This window comes from Desemzia sp. FAM 23990 (assembly GCF_045528485.1).
GTDB lineage: Bacteria > Bacillota > Bacilli > Lactobacillales > Carnobacteriaceae > Desemzia.
The window spans coordinates 50,705-62,707 of sequence record NZ_JBGQQW010000021.1 but is presented as its reverse complement, the minus strand read 5'-3'; the positions used below and the strand labels follow the sequence as shown (position 1 = coordinate 62,707).

At 32.2% G+C, this 12,003-nt stretch carries 14 protein-coding genes and 1 pseudogene; 9 read left to right on the top strand and 6 right to left on the bottom strand.

Annotated elements, in window-relative coordinates; genetic code table 11:
- Both ACEN4I_RS09365 and ACEN4I_RS09360 read left to right on the top strand, forming a co-directional pair.
- A pseudogene (locus tag ACEN4I_RS09365) lies at positions 1–118 on the top strand (IS30 family transposase); the annotation flags it as partial.
- Positions 119–193: 75 nt separating this feature from the next.
- On the top strand, positions 194–1,510 hold the full coding sequence (locus tag ACEN4I_RS09360; RefSeq protein ID WP_400886956.1) for an ISL3 family transposase: 1,317 nt from the start codon (positions 194–196) through the stop codon (positions 1,508–1,510).
- A gap of 235 nt (positions 1,511–1,745) precedes the next feature.
- Here ACEN4I_RS09360 and ACEN4I_RS09355 read toward each other — a convergent pair whose 3' ends face one another.
- Positions 1,746–2,702 carry an NmrA family NAD(P)-binding protein gene (locus ACEN4I_RS09355; protein WP_079650457.1) on the bottom strand — a complete coding sequence of 319 codons (957 nt, stop codon included), beginning with the start codon at positions 2,700–2,702 and terminating at the stop codon, positions 1,746–1,748.
- Positions 2,703–2,825: 123 nt separating this feature from the next.
- On the opposite strand from ACEN4I_RS09355, the gene ACEN4I_RS09350 reads away from it, so the two are divergent.
- Both ACEN4I_RS09350 and ACEN4I_RS09345 read left to right on the top strand, forming a co-directional pair.
- Positions 2,826–3,728, top strand: a complete 903-nt coding sequence (locus tag ACEN4I_RS09350) for a LysR family transcriptional regulator (RefSeq protein WP_079650459.1) — start codon at positions 2,826–2,828, stop codon at positions 3,726–3,728.
- A 403-nt stretch (positions 3,729–4,131) separates the two neighbouring features.
- Positions 4,132–5,133: an IS30 family transposase gene (locus ACEN4I_RS09345; protein WP_400886959.1), complete on the top strand. Its 1,002-nt coding sequence runs from the start codon at positions 4,132–4,134 to the stop codon at positions 5,131–5,133.
- A gap of 34 nt (positions 5,134–5,167) precedes the next feature.
- Here ACEN4I_RS09345 and ACEN4I_RS09340 read toward each other — a convergent pair whose 3' ends face one another.
- From ACEN4I_RS09340 to ACEN4I_RS09320, 5 genes are all read right to left on the bottom strand, one after another.
- Positions 5,168–5,725: a DUF6075 family protein gene (locus ACEN4I_RS09340; RefSeq protein WP_407123643.1), complete on the bottom strand. Its 558-nt coding sequence runs from the start codon at positions 5,723–5,725 to the stop codon at positions 5,168–5,170.
- Between the two features lie 82 nt (positions 5,726–5,807).
- The gene (locus ACEN4I_RS09335) at positions 5,808–5,990 is read right to left on the bottom strand and encodes a hypothetical protein (protein ID WP_407123645.1); all 183 of its coding nucleotides are present in this window, start codon (positions 5,988–5,990) and stop codon (positions 5,808–5,810) included.
- A gap of 73 nt (positions 5,991–6,063) precedes the next feature.
- Positions 6,064–6,615, bottom strand: a complete 552-nt coding sequence (locus ACEN4I_RS09330; protein ID WP_079650528.1) for a tyrosine-type recombinase/integrase — start codon at positions 6,613–6,615, stop codon at positions 6,064–6,066.
- Positions 6,616–6,927: 312 nt separating this feature from the next.
- The gene (locus tag ACEN4I_RS09325; RefSeq protein WP_407123647.1) at positions 6,928–7,974 is read right to left on the bottom strand and encodes a bifunctional transcriptional activator/DNA repair enzyme AdaA; all 1,047 of its coding nucleotides are present in this window, start codon (positions 7,972–7,974) and stop codon (positions 6,928–6,930) included.
- An 18-nt stretch (positions 7,975–7,992) separates the two neighbouring features.
- Entirely contained in the window at positions 7,993–8,784 is a 792-nt protein-coding gene (locus ACEN4I_RS09320; protein WP_407127727.1) for an isocitrate lyase/phosphoenolpyruvate mutase family protein, read from the bottom strand.
- 464 nt (positions 8,785–9,248) lie between these two features.
- On the opposite strand from ACEN4I_RS09320, the gene ACEN4I_RS09315 reads away from it, so the two are divergent.
- The 5 genes from ACEN4I_RS09315 to ACEN4I_RS09295 all read left to right on the top strand — a co-directional run bounded on the left by ACEN4I_RS09315 (position 9,249) and on the right by ACEN4I_RS09295 (position 12,003).
- Complete coding sequence (locus ACEN4I_RS09315; RefSeq protein WP_192987817.1) at positions 9,249–9,572, top strand: type II toxin-antitoxin system Phd/YefM family antitoxin; 324 nt, start codon at positions 9,249–9,251, stop codon at positions 9,570–9,572.
- The gene (locus ACEN4I_RS09310) at positions 9,572–9,886 is read left to right on the top strand and encodes an addiction module toxin RelE (RefSeq protein ID WP_131832565.1); all 315 of its coding nucleotides are present in this window, start codon (positions 9,572–9,574) and stop codon (positions 9,884–9,886) included. Before ACEN4I_RS09315 ends, ACEN4I_RS09310 begins: the two co-directional genes overlap by 1 nt.
- Positions 9,887–10,160: 274 nt before the next feature.
- Positions 10,161–10,358: a hypothetical protein gene (locus ACEN4I_RS09305; RefSeq protein ID WP_092093158.1), complete on the top strand. Its 198-nt coding sequence runs from the start codon at positions 10,161–10,163 to the stop codon at positions 10,356–10,358.
- 296 nt (positions 10,359–10,654) lie between these two features.
- Entirely contained in the window at positions 10,655–11,668 is a 1,014-nt protein-coding gene (locus ACEN4I_RS09300; protein ID WP_407097028.1) for a replication initiator protein A, read from the top strand.
- A gap of 122 nt (positions 11,669–11,790) precedes the next feature.
- Positions 11,791–12,003, top strand: coding sequence for a hypothetical protein (locus tag ACEN4I_RS09295; protein ID WP_131832539.1), 213 nt, complete (start codon positions 11,791–11,793; stop codon positions 12,001–12,003).

Sequence of the window (12,003 nt, the reverse complement as noted above, 5' to 3'; positions counted from 1 at the left end):
TGCAACTGATGAAGAGATACAAGGTTGGGCAACGAAATTAAATACACGTCCCAAAAAATGTTTGAATTGGAAAACACCTTATGAAATCTTTTATAAAACTGTGTTGCACTTAATTTGACAATTTAAGACACAAAAAAGCATTTGATTCCTCTATAATTAAGTTACTGAACCAAACTATCAGGAGGAAAATCAAATGCTTTTACCTAAGAATATCAGATTAAAGGACAAAAATACAGATGCTGTGCTCAAACAATTACTAAACATAAAAGACTCAAACATTTTCTTTTCTAAACATGCCCTCACGAAGGAAAAAGTGAAGGGGCGTATGGCCAATGTTTGTACCGGAATATTGACCTATACACCTAAACAGTGTGCTTGTTGTGGCTTTGATAGCGTGATTCATCATTCTTATAAAGAGTGTTGGATTCAATTTATTCCTTTTCAGGAGGTGCCTACCTATCTTCATCTTTTTAAACAACGATTTTTTTGTAAACAATGTGGCCATACTTTTTCCGCCAAGACTTATTGCGTTGCAGAAAATTGTTCACTTTCTCGTGCGTTGAAGTTCGCCATTGCGATTGATTTAAAGAAAAAGATTTCCATGAAAGACATTGCCCAGCGCTATTTTGTTTCTGTTAAGACGGTTGAACGAGTCTTAGATTCTTTCTTTAAAGAACCTAAATTTAATCCGAGTTACTTACCAAAAAATTTATCAATTGATGAATTTAAGGGAACCAACGACTGTGAGGGTGCTATGTGTTTTATTCTCAGTGATGCCCTAACGGGCAAAATTTTTGATATCTTGGATGATCGAAGAAACTTTAAACTCATGGCTTATTTTCTAAGATTTACGCAGAAAGCTAGACAAAATGTCCAGCACATTGTCATGGATATGAACGCTGGCTATCACCAAGTCACCCAAAAACTATTTCCTAATGCTCAGGTTTCTATTGATCGGTTCCATGTCGTTCAACAACTTACGCGAGCCTTCAATAAGCAACGCATTCAAGTCATGACTAACTTGAAAAAGAGTGATCCAACAGCCATGAAAGATCAGCGGAAATTAAAAAAATACTGGCGCACACTTCTAAAGAAAAACAAAAAAATCAATTTTACCTCCTTTAAGCAGTTTCCTCTATTTAAACAGAAATATGTGACAGAGTCTGAAGTGTTGGATCATTTATTAGCGATCGACACCTCCCTTAAAGAAAGTTATGAGGTCTACCAAGAACTATTGGCTTCCTTTGAAGCCAAAGATTCGCTTCGCTTTTTCACTCAAATGGAACAGCTCCCAACAACCTTAGATCACTCATTTAAAAAAGCGATTCTTTATCTGACAAAACATAAACAGGCGATTAGCAATGCACTGACCTATCCCTATTCTAACGGAAAGCTGGAAGGAAAAAACAATCTCATCAAAGTAATGAAACGCATGGCCTTTGGCTTCCGTACCTTCCGTCATCTCCGAAGGAGGATACTGATTCAACAGAACCTTTGCAAAATTATTTAATAACGAAAAATGGGAAACGCAGAAGCGCTTCCCAAAAGTGATTTAATTTAAAACAACACCATTTGACAAAGAACCAAAAATTGTTTTGTTCAAAATATTACCTAACTAAAGTGAATAATCCGGTTCGCCGCACCGGATTATTCCGTCTATATTTATTTTAACTTCTAAATTGAAGCAAACAATAATTTCATACTATGAAAAATACTGTGATATTGAAGTATTAAAAATTATTTTTTTATAAATCTCTCCAATTGCTTACTTTATTTTTCCATACATAGCTATATTTATCTAACAAATCACTTACCTCTAAAGGTTTTCTTCCTGTAAGCTTTTCAACAGCATCAGAAACAACTGCCATCTGCCCTTCTGCAATACCTGCTTCATTTGTTACCATATCATTACTACACCATGGCACTGGTGCTTTTGAATTATCTTCATTAGTTGTACGAGGAATATGAAGAGCATCTAGATATGTATAAAATTCTTCATCATTCATAGGTACATATTTAAAATTAATTCCAGATTTCTCAGCTATCATCTCGCAAATATCACGCTGACTAACAGGTGTCGAACTTGTAAGATCATAATCCATGTTATGTTCGCCTTTTCCAAGAAGAAGTGCTGTTGCACATCGTGCACTATCATCCTTAGCTATAAAAGTTGCTTTTCCCTCCCTTGCAGTTGTTCCCCATAAATTGTTACTTAACATTGCAAGCATAACTGAAGTTGTAAGGTAATTTTCCATATAAAGGTTATTTCTCATAATATTATACTCAAGTCCACATTCTTTTAAATATGCTTCTGTGGCAGTATGATCAGGTAATACATACTGCTTATATTCCTCACGATTTGCTCCGAAGAAAGATGTGTATGTAATATGCTTAACCCCAGCTATAGCACATGCATCTATAACATTTTTGTGCTGTTTTACACGTTCCGGTCCATTCAAAATTCCTGAAACAAAATATATTCTGGCTCCGTCCTCGAATGCTTTAACCATTCCTTCTTTATCATCATAATTTGCTTCTCTTACAGAAACGCCCTTTTTCTTCCAAGCTTCTCTTTTTTCTTCTGGCAAACGCTTGATATTAGGACATGTAAAAATTAATTTTTCACCTGAAACAATTTCAAGCATATTTGCAGCAACTCTGCCACCTAATTGTCCGTCACAACCAGTTACTATATAGCGCATATAATCTCCTCCTAAATTTAAGTTATTTCAATAACTAAATATATATTATAACACTTCTATTGCAAAATCTAATTCGTTTATGTTATAACTTATAAAAGATATTTATAAGAGAGGGGCTATAAAATGCAACTTGTACAGCTTGAATGTTTTATTCATTTGGCAGAAACTTTAAATTTTTCAATTACCGCACAATACTTACATATATCACAGCCAGCAGTTTCTTATCAGATAAAAGCTTTAGAGGATGAACTCAATCTTAAATTGCTTAAACGCACAAGACGTAACGTAGAGCTTACTGCTGCTGGGCTTTCATTTTACACTGATACTAAAGATATCGTTTCACGAATTAACACGGCTATTGCCAAATCAAAAAGTATTTCAGAAACGTATAAATCAACTTTATCGATTGGTTACGAAGGAAACATAATTGAAACAAAATATTTCCCCGAAATTATGCGCGCTTTTAAAAAGAATCATCCACATGTGTTCGTCCATTTAAAAACAGCCGATTACAGTGAAAAATATAGTCTGATTGCCGGTAACAAGCTAGATATCATTTTTTCTGATAAAGAAAGCATTGAAACTGTAACTAACATATGCTATGAAGAACTGTTTACCGGAAAATTTGTTTGCGTAATGCCTAAAAATCATCCACTTGCTTGTCAGACAACCATATCCGTGGATGATTTGCGTACTCAGCCACTTGTTCTACGTGAAACCATAAAATGTACTCCTGCAATGAAACATCTGCAGAACCAATTACAAAACAATAATCTGCACTGCCCTATTTATTTTGCGGATTCGCTTACTCTAAATTATACAATGATCAAGAGTGAAATGGGTATCGGGGTTTTCCCTGATTTTATCAGTCCCCCCGATGACGAACTATCTATTATACCTTTATACACTCCAAACATGGACAACCATATTTCTTACGGTGTAGCATGGAGGAAAAATAACAACTGTCAGGAATTAAAAGCTTTTATTAAAATTACTGCACTTACCTATAAAAAAATGAATATTTAATATTATGCATCCTTGATTGATATAGCAAACTTCTATAAGATTCACATCAAGAGGATTATGGACTCATAGAGCGTATAAGTGGGTCTCTACTGTGTATCAGTGGAACCATGTGCGTGAAATAATCAAAATCACTAGATTCAGTTTGAAACTCTGAATGTAAATCTAAAGATTTACTGCTTTTTAAGATAGGCGTACCATATCCTAAATCTAGATAGCATAACAGGTCGGATTTTAATGGGTCTATATTATTTGGTGTTGTTACTCAAAAATGAGTAGGGACACCAAATCTTTTTTTATAACGACGAATTTACAATTTAAGTGCAACAACAATAATAAAATAAAAAAAGATCCATAGTTTTCCTATAAAATAGATGTACCAACCAACTATTAGAAGGAGAAAGCTATGAATCCATACACACATCTTACCATGAATGAGCGAGAAACAATATTCCTAATGTATGAACAAGGCGAAACTATCGGGCATATATCCGAGACCCTGGACCGTTCTAAATCGACTATCTCAAGAGAATTACATCGTAATTCAAACAAGGATGGCAGTTATTCACCGTCAACTGCTCATGGAGAGTATAAACGTAGAAAACGACTATGTGGCAGACATCGCACGCTAGATAAAGACTCTATTTTCCAGTTGGTCAAACGACTATTTCTCAACGAACAATGGTCTCCAGAACAAATTTCTGGTCGTTTGAACCTTGAAAATTCCAAAAATAAAATCAGTTATAATACTATCTATCGTGCAATTTATCGTGGCGACTTCGATGAGCCTGGTTTATCAACCGGTAATCGAGGCGCTATCCGTAAATTAAGACACAGAGGTAAAACACGCCATTCTAAAAATCACGTAGAGAGAAGAGGAAAGATCCCTATCTCCAATACGATTCATGAACGACCAGATAGCGCTAATAAACGAACTGAGATTGGTCATTGGGAAGCAGATACAGTTGCAGGTCAAACTGGTAAAGCGTGCTTAGTAACGCTAGTTGATAGAAAATCTAGATTATTACTAATCGGTAAATCTGAGAAGAAAGCTTCTAAGCCGGTAGTTGACCAAATGATTAAATTACTACAAGGTATTGATTCTAATTTTTGTAAAACCATTACACCTGACCGTGGTAAAGAATTCAGTCAACACGCCCGATTGACTGAGGAATTAAATAATACGCAAATTTATTTTCCAGATCCTCATGCTCCTTGGCAAAGAGGATCTAATGAGAATACAAATGGACTCCTTAGAGAGTACTCACCGAAAGGTGTTGATTTGACAGATGCAACTGATGAAGAGATACAAGGTTGGGCAACGAAATTAAATACACGTCCCAAAAAATGTTTGAATTGGAAAACACCTTATGAAATCTTTTATAAAACTGTGTTGCACTTAATTTGACAATTTAAGGTACAAATTAAAATTTAAAGTTGCTTTATTTATTAAATCTAATATTAATAGCTTTCATTGCTAATCTATAATTATCATTATCAAGAGTGCTGAATAGCTCTAACGGTGCTAGTGCAGAAGAATTATTATATAAATTAAAAGCTAGGTCTACCATTTTTCTATCTCCACTACTAAAATCTACGTTTTCAAAATAGTTAGGTTTAATCCAATGCTCGTCAAAATCATATAAGCTATTAACTTTATTGTATAGGTCACTATTACCACTAATGATAAAAAATAAAGCTATTCGTTCCTTATCTGTAGCACGTGTATTATCTTTTGCAATTAATTTGAATAATCTATCTGTGTGTTCTTTATTTAAGCCTAACTGAATTTCACTTTTTTGTAACGTTGGCGTGTCAACTAACATGGTATTACTATCTTGCTTTATATCCACACGTCCAACTTCTGTACTAGCTCTACAACTATTACATGTTATTGAAATATTATTTTGTTCCATATTGCTACCATAACTAGAAGTAAAAGCTCTACTTCCACAACTACTGCAAATTAACTGGTGAATATTTTTATATTCCATTTCCATTTTATCATCCCCAATTTAGTTATTATTGTTACTGAAAACGATCTTTTAGTAGTGTTAAGTAAAAAAGATAAATATAAAGATATTATTTATTAAAGTAATTTATAATGATTCCTACTACAACTCCAAATCCCATACCTACTACCACATTTGTTACAATGTCTTTTGTTATTACACCGTAAATAAGCCCTATAATAATTCCAATACAAGGAAAAATTGACGAAATCATGGTTGACTGGTTAGATTTAATCTTTTTGTTTTTTGCCATTAAATTAATCTCCTAACTTTTGATTAAGTTTAAAACAATCATAACCTTATTATACTTGATTTAAACTGAAAATTTAAAAACCTAGTCTAAAATTTAATAATGTTTCGCTAATTTCATCTTCATTTATACCAATGTATCTTTTCGTAATTTTTTCACTGCTGTGACCGAATATTTCCATGAGTGTAGCCACGTCTTTTGTTTTCTTATAATAGTGATAGCCGAATGTCTTACGAAGGGTGTGGGTGCCTATATCGTCTCTTCCTAGTAGCTTAGAGACCTTTTGAAACATCTGATAGACCGTATTCACTTCTATATGTCCACCCTTGGTGCTTGGAAATAAATAGTCCTCTGGATCTAAGTCTTTCGTGTACTCCTGGATCAAGTCCTGCAGACTACTCAAATACAAAATACGAGTTTTTCCCGTTTTCTTTTCGATAATACGCGGATTTTTTGAGGAAATCAGGTCTTGTTTCTTCAATTTTACGATATCGGACATACGTAAACCGCTATTAATGCCGATCAAAAACAGAAAAACATCCCGATCTGCGTTTTTATTGCGCCTCAAACAGAATAAAAAGTCGTTTATTTCTTGCTGAGTCCGTAATGGTTGAACGTTGTAACTCATTTAAAAGCCCTCTCCTCTCACAAAAGTGATACATGATTTTGTTTAGTATACCATATAATCATGTGTTGGAAGGCAATGCAAAAAAAGAACCCTATTGGAATAGGATTCCCGATACACGTTTTTATACAATTTCATGTATTGCTAATCTAATATATATTTTTTTACTTATAAATTTATCTCTTTTTACTTATTACAATTACACATATTAGTTGTTGTTTTTGAAATACTTCAAAATGATCTACTAGTGATTTATATATTATCAAAACGTAATTTAATTTGCCAATTTTGAATTTATTGGTTTAATTTTCAAGTTTAATGATGTATTTTTTCTAAACTCAATAAATATTCTTTTCTTTCAAAACCTCCGCCATACCCACCTAAATCACCATTAGCATTTATTACTCTATGGCAAGGAATGAGTATAGAAATTTGATTTGCTCCATTTGCATTTCCAACGGCTCTTACTAAATTTTTGTTACCTAGTTTATTCGCAATTTCTTGATAAGATGTTGTTTTACCAGGTGGAATAGAAATAAGAATATCCCATACTTTTTTTTGAAAAGGAGAACCCTCTTTAAAAAGAGGTATTGTAAACTCTTTTAATTCTTTTTTAAAATAATATTCTAGCTGTTCTTCTAGTTTATCATTAATGCTAGTATTCCCAGGTATAATTCTAGCATTATGCTTGTTGCGGAGTTTTTCTATTTCTTTTTCAAGTCCTCTTCTATCCATAAATTCTAGTAGATATAGATAATTCGAGTCAGATAAACTGATCATTCTACCAATAGGAGTAGATAATATATTCGCATTAATAATAGAAATAGTTGTTTTTTTTGGAGGATTACCTAAAATTTTGGTAAATGCATCATTGAATGCACTGGCAGATTCATATCCTAATGAAAGTTGTTGATCAATAACTTTGGTGCCTGCCAATATTTCTTTGAAAGCCATACCCATTCTACGTGACCGGGCATATTGAACAAATGTCATATCATAAATTTCTTTAAATTTTCTTCTTGCTGTAGCAGAATGAATTCCTAAATTGTGAAAATCTGACTCTTTCCATCTCTTTTCAGGATTTTTTTCTACTTCCGCTATTAAAAGTTTCACTTCATCCGAAATACTATTAGGATAGGTTAATGGATGACATCTCTTACATGGACGAAAACCGGCAAGTAGAGCTTCTTCTGCTGTTAAGTAGAACTCACAATTTTCAAATTTTGGTTTTCTTGCTGTACAAGTCGCATGACAAAAAATTCCAGTTGTTTTTATTCCAGCAAAAAAAATACCATCATAATTAGAATTTTTTTCAATTAATGCTTTATAAAATTCTTCTTTTTTATACTCAGAAGTAATCATATTTAGGCTCCTCTTATGTTAAGCTAGCTTGATTTTACCTTGCTCTTGTAAATTATGAAATAATTCTATTATCTGAGAAAAGTACATTTCTTTTGAAAGACCACTTGTTGTCCAATCTAAATATAAAGAAGGTCCATAGCTAATTCTAGAGATACCAAGGTTTAAATAATCTTCTATTTTATCATTTTTTATATCTAGCATAATATTAAGAGGAATGTTAATTTGCTCAACTATTTTTTCTATAAATTTTTTATTTTTTAGTCCAGGGATAAAAATTCCATCTATTCCTGCGTTTGAATATTCTAAAATCAAAGCTATGGCATTGTCTAATGTTTTAGTAGAGATATTTTTCCCTTCAATATCATCGAAGAAAAAAATATCTGTCCGTGCGTTGATAAATAATTGGTTTAAAGTGTCCACTTTTTTTATAGCTTTTATTCTATCAACAAATAGTTCTTTATTCATTAGATTATGGGTATCTGGAAATTTATCTTCAATATTAATGCCTACTATGTTAGATTCTAAAAGAATCTTTGTATTAGTTTGAAGCTCTGAAATAGTTGAAGCATATCCTGATTCTATATCTACAGACAAAAATTTTCCTGGAATTTTCTTAGCGATTGTAAGTAACTTTTGAAAGCTCAAATTTTCTCCGTCTTCTATACCTATATTTTTTGCGATTGCATAACTACTTGTAGCTATAATATTTATATTATTTTGAACTAGCATATCTGCAGTTTCATTATCCCATATATTTAATAACACTACAGGTTGTTCTCTTTTGTGTAAATTTTTAAATTGTTGAATCATAAATAGCACCTCTTTCTAATTTATTATCTAATTATAGAAAAGTAAATAATAAATATCTTTCGAAAAATGAACAAGTATTTTTTTTAATTACTTAATACTTGTTAGGAGTAGTACTATTTATAATTTTATTAGTTTCAATAAAATAAAGACTATACTGTTTTTAGTTAGCTAATATATAGTAAAAATTAGTAGAGAAAATAGAATATATGAAAATTAAAGAAAGATATTCAAAATGAAATTCAAAAAAAAAACTTTGATTAATCAAGGTTCTCAATACATGAAATTAAGCAATTTCGTGTATTTATATATGAATTTAGCAACTATATAAAGTTACACAGGAATTTGAATAAAAGGTAATAAATCTCAATAGAAAATACAAAAGAATAAAAAGGTCTTTATTAAGGTTTTAATTAAGGTCTTTTTGTGTTATGGTTAAACAAATAATGAAAAGTGAGGTGCTTCGTATGTTGAAAATTTTAGATGTAAAAACAAAATCCATCACAGAAGCCAAAAAAGAGTTCTCAAAAATTATCAAAGACACTCATGAAACTGGGGAACCCACCTTTATTTTTAACCACAATAAACCGGAAGCCGTTATTCTTAGTAACGAAGTGTATGAAAAATTAGTGAAAGAGTACAACGAATTAGAAAACAAACTATTTTATAGTCAGTTGAATGAGCGCGTAGCAGCTGGACCAGGCAAACTCATCCCCGCTAAAGATGTCATCGAATCCAATCCAGAGCATAACCCATTTACTGCTTTCTCCGATGAGGATCTATTTGATTAATGGCTGACGTGTATTTTTGGAAAGAAGCAGAAAAAGACTATAAAAAGTTGGACGGCACGTTAAAAAAATGGGTAAACGCTGCTGAAGAACGGTTAAGAATCCGAGGTTCTGTAATTGGCAAAGACCTTGGAAATACCAGCTATTCAAAACTAGCTGGTTTTAAAGAATTAAAGAACCAAAAACTTGGTATTCGTCTGATCTTCAAACCAACAAAAGACAATCAAATAGAAATTATTGAGATCGTGGCCATTGGTAAAAGAGAAGATGAAAAAGTATTTGTGACCGCAGAAAAAAGAAGAAAAAAATATTGGTAAAGTTAATATACTACTGAGTATGTCAATGATCTCGTGCACGTATATACGTAGCGAAAAGGATTCTACTGCTTATAAGCGGTAGAATCCTTTTTGGTCTTCACCATGATGTTGCCTCTATTTGTGCAGCTACATCGCTTAAATATATAAGGCTAAAGTAAAAAAACGAGAGAAAAGGCGGAAAAGTTTAAAATAAACTCTTCTATTTACGTTTACACGTCGACGTAAAAGTGATATATTTACTCTAAATCATACTAAACACTGTGAGGGATAATAGATGAGAAAAAGAACTTTTGGTGAGATTTTGCCTGAAATTAAAGAAGAAACATTGTCTAAAGAAAAAGTGGAGTTGAAACAAATTCGAATCGGGATAGAAGCTCATGAATATTTGAAGAACGAAGCTTTTAAAAGAGGTGTTTCCATGAAAAATTTGTTAGATGAGATTGTGAAAGAATATAAAGAAAAGAATCAGTAAGAGAAATGATAAATAAATTGAATAGATTTTTATAAGCAGATTATTTTCCTTTTTTTAATTAAACGCTATAATAAATGTGTGTTATTTACAAATTATGTATACATAATAATAAATAGAAACCTGACTATTGGCGTAGTCAGGAAAGGAAATCATCTTGTTTAAACTTTTGGTTGGCGCCAAAAATTTGTTCTTCTCTAAATCTTATTTTATTAGGATTTAAAACAAAAGTAAAGTATTAAACAGCGTGATCTCCTTTCTTGTTGCATGGTCATACAGGTAGTAAAGGAGTTTTTGTAATGTCTGACTTTAATTTTTATAAAGCAGATAAAGCTTATGGAGAACTTTATTTTCAATTTCCTAAAGTTTTACTCTACAGTGAAGAATACTCGAAATTATCAGATAGTGCTAAATTAGCGTATGTTATTTTTCGTGATCGGTTGCAATATTCCATTCAAAACCATTGGATTGACGAAGAAAATAATGTCTATTTTATCTTTACCAATAAAGAGTTGTGCGAATTGTTAAATAAATCAGAAAATACCGTAACAAAAATAAAAAAAGAGTTAGAGAAAGCTGGATTGCTGCTGCAACAAAAAATGGGGTTTGATCCAGTGAAAAAGAAAAACTTTCCTAATCGCTTATATTTAGCGGATTTGGAAGTCAATGCAACGGATATTTATCAATTGCAACAACGAGAAGAAATTCTATCTAATCAAGGAATCGCAAAAAATGCGGCTCGAGAAGAAGTAGTAGAAAAGCCGTTAAATCAAGGAACCGCAAATTTTGAGAGTCGTGAGAATAAGAGTGAAAGTCGATTAAACCAAGGAACCGTAAAAAATGCGGTAAATCTATATCAATCTATTTCTAAAGATATTAAAGACAATAAAGATATCTCAGAACCAGATGAAAACATTCTTATCAACCAAGCCTTCAATCCTAAAATAAAAGATAACGAACAAGAGCAACAACTTATTGACGGTTATATTGATAAGTATGCACTGTATGAAGAGTATGGTGAAGAGTTGATTCATTATTTTAAAACCTATAGTTTTAATGATTTTCAGACCTTTACACTTTACTGTGAAAAAGTCATGTATGCTAAAAAATCAGTAGAAGATGAGAGTGGTATTTACATCTCTATCTTGTCATCTAGTAAATACAGTCCGTTTATTCGGGAAGAATTAAAGCGAACTTTCACTCGCTGCGTGCAGCAATCCAGATTTGGGAAAACCAAAAATATTTCCAGCTACCTATTTATTTCTTTCAAAAATGTCTTTGAAGATTTCGTGAGAAGCCAAGTAAGTAAATAAAGGGGATAAAGCGGTGAATTTACACCTTCAGAAGGGTTTCAAGGTGTAAATAAGGATAAAGTGAGTAAAGATTTTAAAATGCTTTAGAACCGTTTTTTGAGCTATTTAGAAAGGAGCATATTATGATAACTGTTTTATTGTTAGAAATTAGTCAACCTGATAAAGCTATTGTATATAATCCCAACACTAGAAAAGAATTTAGCGTTTCTGTAACACAGGAGCAATTAGACTATTACGAATTATTGCTAAATGAAACGGAAGAAGATATTTTTGTCATTTATAACGAAGAGGAGAACCAATTAAGTTACATTGACGACGAAAAGGAGTTGAGGTAA

Bases quoted from the DNA above. Each gene is read 5' to 3' on its own strand.
- ACEN4I_RS09320 (WP_407127727.1), bottom strand. From the start codon at position 8,784: ATGATTCAACAATTTAAAAATTTACACAAAAGAGAACAACCTGTAGTG.
- ACEN4I_RS09315 (WP_192987817.1), top strand. From the start codon at position 9,249: ATGTTGAAAATTTTAGATGTAAAAACAAAATCCATCACAGAAGCCAAA.
- ACEN4I_RS09340 (WP_407123643.1), bottom strand. From the start codon at position 5,725: ATGGAAATGGAATATAAAAATATTCACCAGTTAATTTGCAGTAGTTGT.
- ACEN4I_RS09360 (WP_400886956.1), top strand. From the start codon at position 194: ATGCTTTTACCTAAGAATATCAGATTAAAGGACAAAAATACAGATGCT.
- ACEN4I_RS09325 (WP_407123647.1), bottom strand. From the start codon at position 7,974: ATGATTACTTCTGAGTATAAAAAAGAAGAATTTTATAAAGCATTAATT.
- ACEN4I_RS09355 (WP_079650457.1), bottom strand. From the start codon at position 2,702: ATGCGCTATATAGTAACTGGTTGTGACGGACAATTAGGTGGCAGAGTT.
- ACEN4I_RS09335 (WP_407123645.1), bottom strand. From the start codon at position 5,990: ATGGCAAAAAACAAAAAGATTAAATCTAACCAGTCAACCATGATTTCG.
- ACEN4I_RS09305 (WP_092093158.1), top strand. From the start codon at position 10,161: ATGAGAAAAAGAACTTTTGGTGAGATTTTGCCTGAAATTAAAGAAGAA.
- ACEN4I_RS09310 (WP_131832565.1), top strand. From the start codon at position 9,572: ATGGCTGACGTGTATTTTTGGAAAGAAGCAGAAAAAGACTATAAAAAG.
- ACEN4I_RS09295 (WP_131832539.1), top strand. From the start codon at position 11,791: ATGATAACTGTTTTATTGTTAGAAATTAGTCAACCTGATAAAGCTATT.
- ACEN4I_RS09350 (WP_079650459.1), top strand. From the start codon at position 2,826: ATGCAACTTGTACAGCTTGAATGTTTTATTCATTTGGCAGAAACTTTA.
- ACEN4I_RS09300 (WP_407097028.1), top strand. From the start codon at position 10,655: ATGTCTGACTTTAATTTTTATAAAGCAGATAAAGCTTATGGAGAACTT.
- ACEN4I_RS09345 (WP_400886959.1), top strand. From the start codon at position 4,132: ATGAATCCATACACACATCTTACCATGAATGAGCGAGAAACAATATTC.
- ACEN4I_RS09330 (WP_079650528.1), bottom strand. From the start codon at position 6,615: ATGAGTTACAACGTTCAACCATTACGGACTCAGCAAGAAATAAACGAC.